Source organism: Corallococcus macrosporus, assembly GCF_017302985.1.
Lineage (GTDB): Bacteria > Myxococcota > Myxococcia > Myxococcales > Myxococcaceae > Corallococcus > Corallococcus macrosporus_A.
Genome location: NZ_JAFIMU010000004.1, coordinates 137,199 through 153,083, shown reverse-complemented (window position 1 = coordinate 153,083; position 15,885 = coordinate 137,199). Strand labels below are relative to the sequence as shown.

At 72.2% G+C, this 15,885-nt stretch carries 12 protein-coding genes; 4 read left to right on the top strand and 8 right to left on the bottom strand.

Annotated elements, in window-relative coordinates; all coding sequences use genetic code 11:
• Positions 1 to 59: 59 nt before the first annotated feature.
• Genes JYK02_RS06100 through JYK02_RS06075 form a run of 6 tightly spaced genes read right to left on the bottom strand, consistent with a single transcriptional unit; the run spans position 60 to position 7,931 of the window.
• The gene (locus JYK02_RS06100; RefSeq protein ID WP_207049397.1) at positions 60 to 2,684 is read right to left on the bottom strand and encodes a response regulator; all 2,625 of its coding nucleotides are present in this window, start codon (positions 2,682 to 2,684) and stop codon (positions 60 to 62) included.
• Positions 2,681 to 4,507: a methyl-accepting chemotaxis protein gene (locus JYK02_RS06095; RefSeq protein WP_207049389.1), complete on the bottom strand. Its 1,827-nt coding sequence runs from the start codon at positions 4,505 to 4,507 to the stop codon at positions 2,681 to 2,683. The genes JYK02_RS06100 and JYK02_RS06095 overlap by 4 nt, the downstream gene beginning before the upstream one ends.
• Before the next feature lies 1 nt (position 4,508).
• Positions 4,509 to 6,350 (bottom strand): methyl-accepting chemotaxis protein, encoded by a 1,842-nt coding sequence (locus JYK02_RS06090; RefSeq protein WP_207049381.1) that lies wholly within the window; start codon positions 6,348 to 6,350, stop codon positions 4,509 to 4,511.
• Positions 6,347 to 6,715: a protein CrdC gene (locus tag JYK02_RS06085; RefSeq protein WP_207049380.1), complete on the bottom strand. Its 369-nt coding sequence runs from the start codon at positions 6,713 to 6,715 to the stop codon at positions 6,347 to 6,349. The genes JYK02_RS06090 and JYK02_RS06085 overlap by 4 nt, the downstream gene beginning before the upstream one ends.
• 5 nt (positions 6,716 to 6,720) lie before the next feature.
• Positions 6,721 to 7,158, bottom strand: a complete 438-nt coding sequence (locus JYK02_RS06080) for a chemotaxis protein CheW (protein WP_207049379.1) — start codon at positions 7,156 to 7,158, stop codon at positions 6,721 to 6,723.
• Between the two features lie 23 nt (positions 7,159 to 7,181).
• Positions 7,182 to 7,931 (bottom strand): OmpA family protein, encoded by a 750-nt coding sequence (locus JYK02_RS06075; RefSeq protein ID WP_207050587.1) that lies wholly within the window; start codon positions 7,929 to 7,931, stop codon positions 7,182 to 7,184.
• Positions 7,932 to 8,108: 177 nt separating this feature from the next.
• Between JYK02_RS06075 and JYK02_RS06070 the strand changes: the two genes are divergently transcribed.
• Positions 8,109 to 9,578, top strand: a complete 1,470-nt coding sequence (locus JYK02_RS06070) for a sigma-54-dependent transcriptional regulator (RefSeq protein WP_207049378.1) — start codon at positions 8,109 to 8,111, stop codon at positions 9,576 to 9,578.
• On the opposite strand, the gene JYK02_RS06065 is transcribed toward JYK02_RS06070, so the two are convergent.
• A complete protein-coding gene (locus JYK02_RS06065) occupies positions 9,579 to 10,268 on the bottom strand; it encodes a hypothetical protein (RefSeq protein WP_207049376.1) in 690 nt (229 codons plus the stop codon). It abuts the gene before it with no gap.
• 301 nt (positions 10,269 to 10,569) lie between these two features.
• On the opposite strand from JYK02_RS06065, the gene JYK02_RS06060 reads away from it, so the two are divergent.
• From JYK02_RS06060 to JYK02_RS06050, 3 genes are read left to right on the top strand one after another with little or no spacing between them, the layout of a single operon-like run.
• Complete coding sequence (locus JYK02_RS06060; protein ID WP_207049375.1) at positions 10,570 to 11,142, top strand: hypothetical protein; 573 nt, start codon at positions 10,570 to 10,572, stop codon at positions 11,140 to 11,142.
• The gene (locus JYK02_RS06055) at positions 11,129 to 11,524 is read left to right on the top strand and encodes a GIY-YIG nuclease family protein (protein WP_207049373.1); all 396 of its coding nucleotides are present in this window, start codon (positions 11,129 to 11,131) and stop codon (positions 11,522 to 11,524) included. The genes JYK02_RS06060 and JYK02_RS06055 overlap by 14 nt, the downstream gene beginning before the upstream one ends.
• 32 nt (positions 11,525 to 11,556) lie before the next feature.
• Positions 11,557 to 13,074, top strand: a complete 1,518-nt coding sequence (locus JYK02_RS06050) for an Hsp70 family protein (RefSeq protein ID WP_207049371.1) — start codon at positions 11,557 to 11,559, stop codon at positions 13,072 to 13,074.
• A 3-nt stretch (positions 13,075 to 13,077) separates the two neighbouring features.
• On the opposite strand, the gene JYK02_RS06045 is transcribed toward JYK02_RS06050, so the two are convergent.
• A complete protein-coding gene (locus JYK02_RS06045; protein ID WP_207049369.1) occupies positions 13,078 to 15,792 on the bottom strand; it encodes a PAS domain-containing hybrid sensor histidine kinase/response regulator in 2,715 nt (904 codons plus the stop codon).
• Positions 15,793 to 15,885 lie beyond the last annotated feature (93 nt).

The window sequence follows — 15,885 nt, the reverse complement described above, 5'->3', positions numbered from 1 at the left end:
CGCCGCGGGAGTATAGCAATGCGAGGGGGTCCCCGGGCGTCCGCGAACGTCCGGGGATTTCAGCCCAGCAGCCGACCCACGACGTCCACCAGGTCCTGGCGGACGAGGTCGCCCTTGGTGATGTAGCCGTCCGCCCCGGCCGCCAGCCCACGCGCCCGGTCCGCCTCTCCTCCCCGGGTGGTGAGGATGACGACGGGCAGGCGGCCCCGGACAGGGTCGGACTTCAGGCGCCGGGTGAGCTCCACGCCGTCCATCTCCGGCATCTCCAGGTCGGTGACGACCAGCTCCACCGGCGCGCCCTCCTGCGCCAGCAGGTCCAGCGCGGCGGGGCCGTCCGCCGCCCGGAGGGTGTCGTATCCCACCGCCTCCAGCAGGTTGGCCACCAGTTCGCGGGTGAGGGGCGAGTCGTCCACCACGAGGATGCGCCGCCGGCGCGGCGCGGGCGCGCGCACCGGCGGCCGGGCGAGCTTCAGGGGCACGGTGCCGTGCACGCCCGCCGCCAGCGCGGCCGCGGACAGCACCATGGCCAGCCGTCCGTCCGCGAGCGACGTGGCGCCAGTGAGGTGCGTGAAGCGCGCGAGGATGCCCTTCAGCGGGAGGATGGCCTGGACGCGCTCCTCCAGCACCCGGTCCACCGCCAGTGCGGCCTCCATGCCCTGGCCCTTCACCACCAGCACCAGCTCCCCCTCCCGGGCGGGGCGCTCGGTGGCGAGCCCCAGCAGGGACGCCAGCGAGGCGAAGGGCAGCACGCGGCCCTCCATGCGCAGGGTGGGACGGCCGGCGACCTCTCCCACCTCGGAGGCGTCCACCTTGACGGCGCGGGAGACGTGGACGGCGCTGAGGGCCAGCGTCTCGTCGAAGACCTGGACGAAGAGCAGGGGCGCGACGGTGAGGGACACCGGGACGCGCAGGGTGAAGATGGTGCCCCAGCCGGGCGCGGACTCCACGCCCACGTCGCCGCCCAGGGCCTGGAGGGAGGTGCGCACGGCGTCCAGTCCCACGCCCCGACCTGACAGGTCGGTGACCACCTCGCGCGAGGTGAAGCCGGGCAGGAAGACGAGGTCGCGCGCGGCGGCGTCGGACAGGGCGTTGGCGCCGGGCTCGTCCAGCATTCCCCGGCGCACGGCCACGCGCCGCAGGAGCGCGGGGTCCATGCCCGCGCCGTCGTCCTCCACGCGCAGGATGATGCGGCTGCCCTCGCGGGCGGCGCGCAGGGTGAGGCAGCCCCGGGGGTGCTTGCCGGAGGCGACGCGGTCCACGCGCGTCTCCAGGCCGTGGTCCAGCGCGTTGCGGACCAGGTGCATGAGGGGTTCGCGCAGGGCCTCCACGACGGAGCGGTCCGCGCGGGTGTCCTCGCCGTCCACGACGAGCTCCACCTCCTTGCCCAGCTCTCTCGCGAGGTCACGGACCATGCGGGGGTAGGGTTCGAAGAGGACGGAGAGGGGCAGCATGCGCAGGCCCTGGATCTCCTCCGACACCTGGCTCAGGTCGCGCAGCTCCGCGTTGGCGAGCAGCTTGGCCTCGCGGTGCAGGGTGGCTGCCAGTTCCTTGGCGCGGCCCAGGCGCTCCGCGAGCGCGAGGCCCGCGGGGCCCAGGTCCTCCGCGACGCGGGCCAGTTCGCTCAGTTCGCGCACGAGCTCCAGGCGGCGCGCGGTGGCCAGCTCACGGCGGCGGGCCACCTGGCCCAGGTTGGTGACCGCGCTGGTGAGCATGTCCAGGCTGGCCACGCCGATGCGCACGGCCGTGTCCATGCGGACGTCGCCCGTGCGCACCGTGGTGCCGGGCTTCGGCGCGGCGCCGGCAGAAGGGCGCGGGTGTGCGGTGTCTGCTGTCCGCGTGCTGGGGGACGCGGTGAGGTGCGTGTTCGAGGAAGCGCCCGTCGAGGGCACTACGAGGTGCGCGCCGCCCGGGCTTCCGGTGGCGCTGCTGCCCGGATGCAGGCCCGCGCTTCCAGGAGTGGGCGCCACGAGGTGCGCGCCTCCGGTCGCAGGAGCAACAAGGTGCGAGCTTCCCGCGCCACCCGACGCGGAGCCTCCCGGGTGCGCACCGTGCGGCCCCGACGCGGATCCAGCGGGGTTCCCTTCGCCGTGGCCTGTCGAAGCTCCGGACGGATCAGCGCGGAGGGCCGCGGCGAGGTACTGCGACGCGGTGGTTCCTGGAGACGAGCCTCCTGCCGGTACGCCCCATTGCGCGGGGACCACCACGGATCCTGATGGCTCCCGGCGGTCCGGTACGATCAGATGCGACGCTCCCTGCGTCCCCTCCCCCTTCGCGGCCCTCCCGCCTTCTCCCAGCGGACGCGCGGACTCCACGACGACCTGTTGCTGCAGCGTCGCCACCAGCGTCTCCACCGCCAGCAGCGGCTCTCCCGCCTGGAGCGCACCTGACAGCGCCAGCACCGTGTCCGCCGTGGCGAGCAGCGCGTCGGTGGACTCCGACGACAGGCGGTAGCGCTGCGGCTCCGCGCACCGGACCAACTCCTCCATCTCGTGCGCGAGCGTGTTGATCTCGTTGAAGCCCATCATCCGGGCCTCGCCCTTGAGCCCGTGCAGCTCGCGCAGCACCCGCTGCCCGGCCTCCAGGTTGCCCCCGGACTCCAGCTCCATCAGGGAGCGGTTGATGCGCTCCAGACGGACCGTGACCAGGTCGCGGAACTGCTTGAGGAGCCGTTCGCTGGGGTTCACCCGCCGCCCCCCTTGCGCAGGGTCGCCTGGTGGATCTGGAAGCGCTCCACCACGCCACGCAGGTCCTGCGCCAGCCCCAGCAGGTCCCCGTTCGCCGCGCCCACCTGCTTCGTCGCGTTGAGGCTCTGCTGCGTGATGCGCAGGATGTCCGCCATCGTATCCGCGAGCTGATCCGTGCCCGCCTGCTGCTGCTGCGTGGACCGGGAGATGATCCGCACCGCGTCCGACGTCTGTCCCGCCAGGCTGACGATCTGCCGGAGCGACTCCGACACCTGCTCCGCGAGCCCCGTGCCCGTCTCCACCGCGCGAACGCCGCCGCCCGTCACCGTCACCGCCGCCGTGGACGCCTCGCGCACCTCCTCGATGAGCCCTTCAATCTCCTTCGTGGACTCCAGCACGTTCTCCGCCAGCCGGCGCATCTCCGCCGCCACCAGCGAGAAGCCCCGCCCCACCTCGCCCGCCTTCGTGCCCTCCAGCTCCGCGTTGAGCGCCAGGAGGTCGGACTTGTCCGCGACGCCGTTGATGAACTCGACGATCTTCCCGATCTGCTGCACGCGCTTGTTGAGCCGCGCCACCGCCGAGCCAATGGCCTGGTTGTCCTGGCGCATGCGCGACATGGCCCCCAGGAAGGACTCCGCGCTGCGCTGTCCGCCCTGGGCCGCCGCCAGCGTGCGCTGGGCGATCTCCGCCACCGAGCTCGCGTTCTCGGCGATCTGCTTCGCCGAGCGCGCCAGCTCCTCCGTGGTGGCGCTCGTCTCATCCAGGCTGCTGGCCTGCTCCGCGGCGCCCGCCTCGTAGCGCCCGGACGTGCTGAGGATCTCCTCCGTGGTGGCGGAAATCTGCGACCCCGCGCGCTGCAGCTCCGCGAGCACGTCCGCCAGGTGCGTGCGCATCGTGGTGAAGGCCGCGGACACCGCCCACACCTCGTCCTCCGCGGGCACCAGCCGGGGGCTGGCCAGGTCGCCCGCGGCGATGCGGCGCGCCTCGCCGGACAGCTCCCGCATGGGCCGCCCCAGCAGCGTCCCGCCCAGGTACGCCGTGGCGAGCGCCAGGCCGAACACCACCGCGCACAGCAGCGCGCTGGACGTGAACGCGTCCAACCGCAGCGCGTCCACCAGCACGCCCTGCGCGTCCGGGCTGCCCGCATCCATCAGCCGCTGAAAGAGCCGGTCCGTCAGCGCCGTCACGACCTGCGCGCACATCACCGCGGGCGTCACCACGCAGATGGCGGTGAAGGCCACCAGCCGCGCGCGGATGCGCGAGCGCCGGGGCAGCGCGGCGATGACCTGCGCATGCGTCAGTCCCTGCTCCGCCACCCACAGCACCCCGCGCCGCGCCCGCAGCGTAACGAGCCCGTACACGAGCAGCGACGTGAGCGGCCCGAACAGCGCCCCCAGCCCCGCGACCCGCAGGGTGGTGGCCCCCGGCAAGTCCATCCCCGACCAGAGCGCCACCGCCACCACGCCCGTGGTCAGCCCCCACAGGCCCAGCGAGCGGAAGAACGCCTCGCCCGGCGCGCGCGCCACCTCGCCCACCGCCAGCGCCAGGTGCTCGGGCGTGGGCGGCAGCTCCCCTCGCTCCAGGGCCCGCAGCCGGGGGAAGCGGCGCAGGGACACGCCCACGCCCAGGAGCATGTGCAGCGCGCTCACGCCCACCACCAGGATGACGAGCTTGCCCAGCCGCTCCACCAGCTCGCCGCCCACCACGAGCGACGCGAAGTGCAGCCCCAGCGTGGAGCCCACCAGGTTCGCCAGCGGGATGGGCACCATCAACTGCCGGCTGAAGGCGGCCCGCCGGGGGGACTCGCGCGGAAGGGGGGCCATGTCACCCACCTCCCGACGCAGGCGCCGAAAGAGGAGCCCCGCTGGGCTCGCCCGTGGACGGCTCGACGTGGAAGCGCTGCACCACGTGTTGCAGGTCCGCCGCCAGGGCGGACAGGTCCGCGTTGGCCGCCACCATCTGCTTGGTGGCCGCGGCGTTCTGCTCGGTGACGCGCAGGATGTCGCCCATGGCCGCCGCGAGCTGATCCGTGCCCGTCTGCTGCTGCAGCGTCGCCAGCGAGATGCTGCGCACCGCGTGCGACGTCTGCCGCGCCAGCTCCAGGATGAGCCCCAGGCTGTCGTCCACCTGCGCCGCCAGGAGCGTGCCCAGCTCCGTCGTCTTGAGGCCCGCCTCCGTGGCCATCACCGCGCCGTTCGTCGCGTCGCGGATCTCCCCGATGAGGCCCTCAATCTCCTTCGTGGAGCGGATGACGTTCTCCGCGAGCCTTCGCATCTCCGCCGCCACCAGCGAGAAGCCCCGCCCCACCTCGCCCGCCTTCGTGCCCTCCAGCTCCGCGTTGAGCGCCAGCAGGTCGGACTTGTCGGCGATCTCGTTGATGAACTCCACCACCTTGCCAATCTGCTGCACGCGCTTGTTGAGGCGCACCACCGCGTCCGCGATGGCCTCGTTGTCCTCCTTCATGCGCTGCATGGCGCCCAGGAAGGCGGTGGCGCCGCGCTGGCCGGACTGCGCCGCGCCGAAGGTCGTCTCCGCGATGGCGGACACGGACTCCGCGTTGTCGGCGATCTGCTGCGCGGACCGGGCCAGCTCCTCCGTGGTGGCGCTGGTGGCGTTGAGCGCGCCGGCCTGCTCGTCCGCGCCCACCTCCTGCTCCGTGCTGGTGGCCACCAGCTGCTCGGTGGTGGAGGAGATTTGGATGCCCGCCCGCTTGAGCTGCGACAGGGCCTGCACCAGCTGCACCTGCATCTGGGTGAAGGCCGCGGAGGTGGCCCACACCTCGTCCTCGGCGTGGATGACGCGCGGGGGCCGCACCTCGCCTCGCGCGATGCGCGTCGCGTCCTCGGTGATGGCGCGCAGGGGCTCCGACAGCGCCGTGCCCGCGAGCGCCGCGGTGCCCAGGATGAGCAGCGTCACCAGCCCCGCGATGAGCCCCAGCGGCGCGCCCTCGCCCTGGCGCGCCCGGGCCATCACCTCCGCCCGCTCCGCCGGGGTGGTGGCCTGGGCCCACGCGTCCACCACCGTCACCGTGCGCGTGAAGGCCACGTCCAGGATGAAGAGGGACGGGCTCAGCACCGCGATGGCGGTGAACACCACCAGCCGGCGGCGGATGTGCATGCGCCGGGGCGGCAGCGCGGCCAGCACCTCCAGCGGCGACGGCCCCAGCTCCACCAGCCGCGCCAGCGTGGCCCGCGCGCGGCGCACCACCATCAGGTAGACGAGCATCGCGCTCAGGGGACCGATGGACAGCCCCAGCGCCGTCACGCGCAGCCCTTCCGTCCACGGCACGTGCGCCAGCGTGGGGAAGGCCACCGCCACCGTCAGCGTGCCGCCCAGCCACCCCTGCATCACGAACCAGAAGCTGCGGCCGGGGATGGCCGCCACCTCCTGGACCGCCACCAGCAGGTGCTCGGACGTGACGGGCAGCTGTCCCTCGCCCAGCGCGAACAGCGTGCGCAGGGCCCGCGCGTCGCGCGCGTAGCCCACGCTGATGAACAGCGCGAGCGCGCAGAACATCAGCCCCGTCAGCGGCGTGCGCCCGGCTTCCGGCAGCGTGTGCGACAGGTGGATGTGCAGGAACGCCACCCCCACGCCCAGGCAGCTGCCCGGGATGCGCGGCCGCGTCGTCCAGCGGCCCAGCGAGCGCAGCTCCGGCGGCGGCGTCATGCGCCCTCCCCGGCCAGGCCCCGCAGGTAGCGCTGGAAGGCCTCCAGGTGCAAGAGCGGCCAGAGCACCCCGCGCGTCAGCACGAAGCCGCGCAGGCTTCCCCCGGAGGCCCCCGCCACCACCGGCGAGGGCGGCAGCACCGACAGCACCTCCGAGTCGATCTCCAGCCCGTCCACGCCCACCGTTCCCCCGGCGGCCGTCACGAGCACGCGCTGGGCGCCACCGTCACCGTGGAAGGCCCGGTGGGCGGACACCGTGCCCACGTCCGGCGCGGCGATGGAGGCCACCTCGCCCGCCTCGAAGGCGATGCGGTGCGGCCCCACGTGGCACAGGAGCGTCCCCTCGACCCGGCCCGCGGCAGGCATTGGCGCTAGCCGCCCTGGCTGAGGTGGTCGAAGAGGCCTTCCGGGTCGATGACGGCCACGTCGCGCGAGCCGCTCTTCACGGGGCCGCGCAGGTGGACGTGCACGCCGGACGGGCCCAGGGGCTCCAGCGGTCCCATGAGGGCGGACACGCCGGCGACGGTGCTGGCGGTGAGGGCCAGCGTGCCGCGGGCCAGCCGCACCAGGACGGCGCGGCGGGACCCGGCGGACACCCCGCCCACCAGCAGGCTCATGTCCACGACGGGGATGACTTCACCCCGGTGCGCGAACACACCCAGCAGGTGGGGCGGGGAACCCGGTACCCGCGTCAGCTCGGGGAAGGTGACGACCTCCGCCGCGGCTTCCGCGGGCACCGCGTACCAACTGCTTCCACACGCGAAGACCAGGTAGGACTGTCGCGTCGTTTCCGACTCTAGGGCGGCCATGCGCCCCAGAGCCTACCCCAGAACTAGCGCTGGAACTCCACGCGGCGGTTCTCCGCCCAGCCTTCCTCGGTGGCCGCGCTGGACACCGGGCGGGTCTCACCATAGCCCACCGTGGACAGCCGGTTGCCCGGCACGCCCAGGTCGACCAGGTAGCGCTTCACGGCCGCGGCGCGGCGGTTGGACAGCTGGAGGTTGTACTCCTCCGTGCCGCGCTCGTCCGCGTGGCCGCCCAGGGTGATCTTGCCCTGGCTCGCCTTGATGCAGGCCGCCAGCTCGCCCAGGCGCGACTGCGCGCTGGAGTCCAGGGTGGACTCGTTGAAGCCGAAGGGCACCGGCGAGTAGTCGCACTTGGAGCTGGCGTCCGCCGTCACGCACTTGCCGGACTGGCACTCCTGGCCCTCACCGCAGTCGGTGCTGGCGGAGCAGGTGTCCTTGGGGGCCTGGCAGCGGCCGGCCTGGCACTTGCCACCGTTGCACGCGGAGTCATCCTTGCACTGGGCCTCGGCGCACTTGCCGGCCTCGCAGATGCGGCCGGAGCCACAGGCCGCGTCCGTGGTGCACTCGGGGGGCTTGGGCGCGCACTTGTTGGCCTGGCAGGTGAAGCCCTCGCGGCAGTTCGCGTCCGTCGCGCACTCCTGGCACTGGCCCTGGACGCAGACCTCGCCCTTCTCCTGGCACTGCTCGTCGTTGTTGCACTTGGGGTAGGTGGGCGGGCACCCGGTCAGCACGGCCACGGCGAGGGCCAACCCGGCCCAAAGCGAAATCCGACGCATCATTCCTCCGACAGCAACCACGGGAAAAGAGAGGCCCACAGGGGATGGACCCAGGCGTGTCGCGTGTAGTCGGACCCACCGGGGAGAGTCAAAAGATTTGTCTTTTCCCCCGCCCTGGGGGCAGCACGAGACCCTTGAAGCCCCGATTATTTCCATGAGAGTGTGAGCGGTTTGCCCATGCCCGCCGCCGTCCTCATCGTCGATGACGAAAAAAACATCCTCCTCACCCTGAGCCAGTCGTTGCAGCTGGCTGGCTACCGCACCGAGCTGGCCAGCAGCGGGCAGGTGGCGCTGGACGTGGTGAGCGCGCGGCCCGTGGACGCGGTGTTGATGGACGTGAAGATGCCGGACATGGACGGCCTCACGGTGCTCTCGAAGCTCACGGCCCTCAAGCCGGACCTGCCCGTCATCATGATGTCGGGCCACGGCACCATCGACACCGCGGTGAAGGCGACGCAGCTGGGCGCGCGCGACTTCCTGGAGAAGCCGCTGGCGCGGGACCGGCTGCTGGTGGCGCTGAGAAACGCGCTCAAGCACCAGGCGGCGATGGAGGAATTGCAGGAGCTGCGCGCGCAGTTGGGCCGCTTCGACATGGTGGGTGGAGGGCCCGCCATGCAGCGCATCTTCTCCCTCATCCAGCGGACGGCGCCCAGCGAGGGGCGCGTGCTGATCACCGGTGAGAACGGCACCGGCAAGGAGCTCATCGCGCGGGCGCTGCACCAGAACTCCCGGCGCAAGGGCGGCCCGTTCGTGAAGCTCAACTGCGCCGCGGTGCCGCACGACCTCATCGAGAGCGAGCTGTTCGGCCACGAGAAGGGCGCCTTCACCGGCGCGGTGAGCGTGCGGCGCGGCAAGTTCGAGCTGGCGCACGAGGGCACCCTCTTCCTGGACGAGATCGGCGACATGCCGGCCGCGATGCAGTCCAAGCTCCTGCGCGTGCTCCAGGAGGGAGAGCTGGAGCGCGTGGGCGGCGCGGAGACGCTCAAGGTGGACGTGCGCGTCATCGCCGCGACGAACAAGAATCTGGAGAAGGAGATCGCCGCGGGGCGCTTCCGCGAGGACCTCTACTACCGCATCAACGTCGTGCAGATTCACTCGCCGCCGTTGCGCGAGCGCCGCGAGGACCTGCCGGACCTCATCGACACGTTCCTGCGCGAGGCGTGCGCGAAGAACGGTCGGCGGCCGCTGGCGCTGTCGCCGGACGCGCTCGCGGTGATGAGCGCGTATGACTATCCAGGCAACGTGCGCGAGCTGCGCAACCTGGTGGAGCGGCTGGCCATCCTGTGCGAGGGCCCCATCGTCTCGCGCACGGACGCGCTGGAGCTGCTGCCCCGCGGCCGTCCCCTGCCCCCCATGCCCGAGCCCACCGTGGGCGGTGACGTGCCCGCCGCGCCGGTGACGGCGGCGGCCGTGACGGTCCCCGCCGCGGAGCCCGCCATCGCGAGCAGCCCGGGCGGGTGGAAGCCGCGCGTGGATCAGACCTTCCGCGAGCAGGTGGAGGACGCGGAGCGGGAGATCATCCAGCGGGTGCTCGCCCACACGCACGACAACGTGACGGAGGCGGCGCGCATCCTCGACCTGGAGCGCGGCCACTTCTACAAGAAGATGAAGGCCCTGGGCCTGCGCCGCGGCCAGTCCGAGGCGTGATCAGAACTGGCCCATGAGCCCGCCAACGACGGCGCCCTTCTTCGACATGCCGAGCATGGGCGTGACCTGGGCGCCCGGGAGGCTCGGGGTCGAGGGAGGCCACGCGTCCGGAGCGTCACCGTCCTGGGACAGCCCGTAGCCCAGGAACGAGCCCAGGAAGGGCGTCACCACCAGCCCGATGACGCCCACGGACCGCAGGGCGCTGTCCTCGCTGAGGGTGAGCAGCGCGGAGGGCACCGCGCCCAGGGTGGCCCCCAGCAGGGTGAGGCCGTAGCTGCCCTGCCCTCCCGACATGTTGCCGGCGAAGTAGATGGGAAGGGAGGTCCCGATGGCCGCCCCCAGCCCCACGGGGACGAGGCTCATCGCGGAGCCCGGGCAGCCCAGCGCATCACACCGACGGTCCAGCGCGATGCCGGCGACCAGCCCCGTCACGGCGCCGCTCAGGAACCCGGCGCTCCCCATCAGCGTCCCCAGCGCCAGGTGCTTGCCCACGCGATAGTCCGGCGAAGGCTTCGCGGTGGCGGAGACGGACGTGGGGGCGAAGGGGGCTGCCGGCTCCGGCGCCATGCCGGGCGGAGCCAGGAGGTTCAGCGAGTCCGGGTCGCGTGAAGCAGGGCCTCCCTGGCCCCGTGCGACTTCGGGCCTGAACGCCAGCCACAGCATCAGCAGCCACCCGATGTATCGATGCATCACTGCCCCCCTGCGCGGTGCGACCGCCTGCACGGTAGCAGCACGCGAGACGTCCCGCCGGGCCGCCGGCCACACCGCGCCTGCCTGCCCTCCAGCACACGCTCGCGTGCGACCCGGGGCCCGTTGCGCGAGCGCGTTGACGGCCGCCGGAGGCGTCTGGTCTATTCGTCCCACGGGTGCCGAGGGGTGCCCGCCGCCCGGAAAGACGACGTCACCCTCGCGTCACCCGCTGTCGCCAGACTCCCGATGCAGTCCTTCCACGGTCCCCCAACGGGTGAGGGCCAGCACCGGAGGATTCGTCATGGGAACCGGCAGCACCCTCCCCGTCACGCTTCATGAATACAAGGTCCGCGCGTCCCTGCTCATCAAGGACCTGGACTCGTCCGACACCGCCCGCGCCACCCGCGCCGCGGAGCGCATGCGCGCCCTGCCCTTCTTCGCGTCCCTGTCCCTGGGAGAAGTGCTCGCGCGCCGGGACACCGTGCAGCACAAGCATGGGCTCGCCGTCATTGCCCGGGAGGCCGGCCACGCCACCTGGGCGGAGCTGAAGCAGACCGTCGAGGACGGCCCACGGACGCTGGACACGCGCGCCTTCTTCCGGAAGGTCCACGCCGTGTTCCTCAACCGGTGGTTCTCCACCTACGAGGAGGCCGCGCGCTCGCGGGAGACCCAGGGAGGCTTCCTCTTCCCCTTCGGCGCGCAGTGCTTCGTCTGCGAGGCCGACTTCCTCCAGGCACTGGGCATCGACCCTCGGGACGCGGACTGGGAGCGGATGGGCCGGGACTGGGTGCGCCCCCGTGACGCCGCCGCGAAGGAGCGGCTGGAGTCGAAGCTCGTCGCGCTGGGCTACGGAGGCCACCATGACGCCCGGTGATGACTCGCGCGCGTCCCGCGCCGAGCGCAAGCGCGCGTACAAGGAAGCGGACGTGCCCATGGGCATCTACGCCATCCGCTGCCACGCCAACGGCAAGCTCTTCGTGGGCCACGCGCTCAACCTCACCGCGATGTTCAACCGCATCCGGTTCGAGTTCGCCCAGCGCATGCACCGCGTGCCCGAGCTGCAGGCGGACTGGGAGTGCTACGGCGAGGCCGCGTTCTCCTTCGAGGTGCTGGACAAGCTGCCGCCCCGCGAGGAGCCCGGTGGGCCACCCCCCGCCGAGGAGCTGAAGGTGCTGGAGGAGATGTGGCTGGAGCGCCTGAAGCCCTACGGTGACGCCGGGTACAACACGCCTCCCCTCCCGCGGCGGGTGCCCTGACGCGCGGGGACGTGCGAGGATGGGGGCCTCTCATGAGCACGAGCGCCGCCCCCATCCTCGGCATTGACTTCGGGACCACCAACACCGCGGCGGCCTTCTTCGACAAGGCGAACAAGCTGCGCGTGGTGCCCATCGCGGAGAAGAGCCTCACCCTGCCCTCCATCGCGTGGTTCCACGCGGGCGACAAGGCCATCGTCGGCCCCGCGGCGCGGCGGCAGATCATCGACGACCCGCGCCACACCATCTTCGGCGCCAAGCGCTTCCTGGGCCGCCGCTTCCAGTCCGAGTACGTGGCCCGCCACCGCAACCGCTTCGCCTTCGAGCTGGTGGAGGGCCCGGACGGCTACACCGCGGTGCAGGTGTACGGGAAGGTGACGCCGCTCATCGACGTGGCGCACTTCATCCTCAAGCACATCAACACCCTGGCCACGCACGCGGCCGGCCAGAAGTTCGAGGAGTGCGTGCTCACCGTGCCCGCGCACGCCAACATCCGCCAGCGCGAGGCCATCCGCCACGCCGCGGAGAAGGCGGGCCTGCGCGTGCGCGCCATCGTCAACGAGCCCACCGCCGCGGCGCTCTACTACGCCAACCTGCGCAACCCCGAGCAGACGGTGATGGTGTTCGACCTGGGCGGCGGCACCTTCGACGTGACGCTCATGTCCGTGCAGAACCGCGTGGTGAAGGTGCTGGCCACCGGCGGCGACGCGTTCCTCGGCGGCGCCAACTTCGACGAGGCCATCGTGGAGGCGCTGGTGGACGACTTCCGCCAGCAGCACGGCATCGACCTGCGGGACAACAAGGTCGTGATGCAGCGGCTCGTCTTCGCCGCGGAGTCCGCGAAGATCGCCCTCTCCAGCGGCGCGTCCGTGCCCATCCGCATCCCCTGCATCACGCAGAAGGACGGCGCCTTCGTGGACTTCAACGTCACGCTCACCCGCGAGCGGATGGAGGCCATGGTGTTCCAGCTCATCGAGCGCACCGCCGCCGCGTGCGACGACGTGCTGGAGAAGGCGGGCCTGAAGCCGGACGCCATCGACGAGCTGGTCATGGTGGGCGGCCAGACGCGCATGCCCGCCATCCGCACGCGCCTGTCCCACTTCAAGAAGCTGTCGTCGGACAAGGAGGTGCACCCGGAGCTGGGCGTGGCCGTGGGCGCGGCCATCCTGGGACGCAACCTGGCGCGCGGCATCAGCGGCCTGTCGGACGTGGTGCCCATGCCCATTGGCGCCATGGTGCCCGGCGGCGGCCAGCACGAGGTGCTCCCCGCCAACACGCCCGTGCCCGGCACGCGCAGCGTGGACCTGGAGCTGCCGCCCTGGCCCGGCCCGGTGCCGGTGGCGCTGTTCGAGGCGCTGGACCGCACCACCGTGGAGCGCGAGCTGCTGGGCACCGTGCGCATCGAGCCGGATTGGCGCGTGGCCCACCCGGGCCCCACCACGCTGGAGCTGCGCATGGGGCCGGACTTCGCCCTCACCGCCAGCCTCGTCGCGAAGGACGGGCGCAGGCAGCCGCTCACCATCACCGATCCGAACGCGCCGCAGCGGGCCTGAACGTCAGCGCACCGTGCGCTTGAGCTGCTCCAGGAGCTGGCGGCTCTCCTCCAGCGCCTCCTGGCAGTGGGCGACGAGCGGCTCCAGGCCTTCCAGCACCCGGGCGTCCGCGCGCTGCTCGATGTCCCAGCACAGCGACTCCAGCGTGGCCGCCCCGAAGTAGGCCGCGTTGGACTTGAGCGTGTGCGCGGCCCTCGCCAGGGTCTCCAGCTCGCCGCGCGCGAGCGCGTCCCGCGCGTCGTCCATCAGCCGGGGCATGCTCTCCAGCGCGGTGTCCACGAGCTCCGGGAGCATCCGCTCCACCTGCCCGTCCAGCGACTGCCACAGCCGGTCCAGCGCGCCCGCCTCCAGCCCCCGGATGCGCGGGGCGCCCGGGCGGGCGACCTCCGGGACGCGAGCGATGGGGGCGGCGCCGGGCTCGCGCGGCAGGCGCTCCCAGGCGCGGCGCAGCGCGGAGATGAGCTCCTCCACGCGGATGGGCTTGCTGAGGAAGTCGTCCATGCCCGCGTCCAGGCACTCGCGGCGGTCCGCCGTCATCGCGTTGGCCGTCATGGCGATGACCCACGGCTGCTCGCGCATGGGCACGTCCTTGCGCAATTGGCGCGTCGTCTCCAGGCCGTCCAGCTCCGGCATCTGGACGTCCATCAGCACGACGTCGTAGCGGTTCTTCGCCAGGAGGTTCAGCCCCTCGCGGCCGTTGTTCGCGGTGTCCGCCGGGTAGCCCAGCCGCTCCAGCACCAGCAGCGCCAGCTTCTGGTTGGTGGGGTTGTCCTCCACCAGCAGGATGCGCAGCGGCATCTGCTCGCCGGGGCGCGTGTTGAACACGGAGCGCTCGCGCGTGGCGGGCGCGGGGGCCACGGGCAGGGGCCGGGCGGAGATGAGGTCCTGGGCCAGGCACGTCATCAGCGCGTCGTGCAGCTGCGACGCCTTCACCGGCCGGGGCAGCACCGCGGTGAACAGGCCCGGCGGCTGCGCGTCGCGCTGGTCGTACGACGTGAGCAACAGGAGGGGCAGCTCGCGCGCGTCGCGCTGCTGGCGGATGTGCGCCGCCAGCGTGGGGCCATCCATCACCGGCATGCGGTGGTCCAGGATGGCCAGGTCGAAGCGGGCGCCGGACTCCAGCTTCGACAGCGCCTCCGCGCCGGAGCCCACCTCCACGATGGCCATGCCCCACGCGGCCAGCTGGCGGCCCAGCAGCTTGCGGTTGATGGCGTTGTCGTCCACCACCAGCACGCGCCGGCCGTGCAGCTTCAGCGCGTCCGGGCGCAGGGCGTCCGCGCTGCGCGGGGCCTCGCGCGCCTGGAAGGTGAAGTGGAACGTGGCGCCCCGGCCCGGGACGCCCTCGCTCTCCATCCACAGCCGCCCGCCCATCGCCTCCACCAGCCGCTTGCTGATGGCCAGCCCCAGCCCCGTGCCGCCGTAGCGGCGCGACACGGATTCATTCAACTGGTTGAAGGGCTGGAACAGGCCGCCGCGCGCGGACTCGGAGATGCCCAGGCCGGTGTCCTGCACCGCGAAGTGCAGCTCGAAGAGGCCGCCCGGCGCGAGCGGCTGGCGCGGGGTGTCCACGGAGATGGACACGCCGCCGCGCTCGGTGAACTTCACCGCGTTGCCCACCAGGTTGAGCAGCACCTGCCGCAGGCGCGCGCCGTCGCCCACCACCGTGACGGGCGTCTCGTCGGTGACGTGGTAGCCCAGGTCCAGGGACTTCTCGCTCGCGCGCATGGCGAGCAGGTCCAGCACGGACTCCACGCACTGGCGCAGGTTGAAGGGCTGCTGCTCCAGTTCGACCCGGCCGGCTTCGATCTTGGAGAAGTCCAGCATGTCGTTGAGCAGCCCCAACAGCGCGTCGCCGCTCTGGCGGATGGTGGACGCGAAGTCGCGCTGCTCGGGCGTGAGCGCCGTGTCCATGAGCAGCCCCGCCATGCCGATGATGGCGTTCATCGGCGTGCGGATTTCATGGCTCACGGTGGCCAGGAACAGGCTCTTGGCCTGGTTGGCGTCCTCGGCGGCCTGGCGCGCCCGCTGGAGGTCGGTGACGTCGTGGTAGATGGCGATGAAGCCCATGGACTGCCCGGCCACCGTCACCGGCAGCGCGCGCAGCTCCACGTCCACCACCGTGCCGTCCTTGCGCACGCGCTTGGTGACGACGTGCACGCGGTCCTTGCGCAGCACCTCGCGCGACGTCTCCTCCGCCTCCGGAAGGATGCCGTCCGCGTTGGCCACCAGCTTGAGGATGTTGCGCCCCAGCGCCTCCTGCGGCGTGTAGCCGAAGAGCCGCTCCGCGGCGGGGTTCCAGGTGAGGACCTCGAAGGCGCGGCTGATGGTGATGATGGCCACCGGGCTGTGGCGCACCACCGCCTCGAAGAACTCCTTCTGCTGCCGGAGGATGGACTCGGCCGTCTGGGCGGCGTCCATTCCCCGGAGCAGCAGCATCCAGCCCCCGTCCTGCGGCACGGCCGTCACGCGCACCGGGTGCACCGGGCCCACGTGGCAGTCCGACTCATGGGGAGAAGCGTCCGCCGGCGAAACCTGGGGGGGCGTCCAACCCGGCAGCAGGCGATCCACCGGCTGACCCATCAACAGGTCACGGGGCCCCAGCAGCGCCTCCGCGGCGCGGTTCACGGCCACGACCCGCAGGGTCGGGTCCAGGACGAGCACGCCGTCTCGCGTGTGCTCGAACAAGGCCGGATACGCGCTGGGTGGCAGTTCGGGCAAACTTCCCCCTCCGTTCAAGAACTGTAGGTCAGTCGAGGCGCCAGTTCCATGTCATCCACGGAAAACCATGGAGGTGGGCAGGCGCAGGCCTTC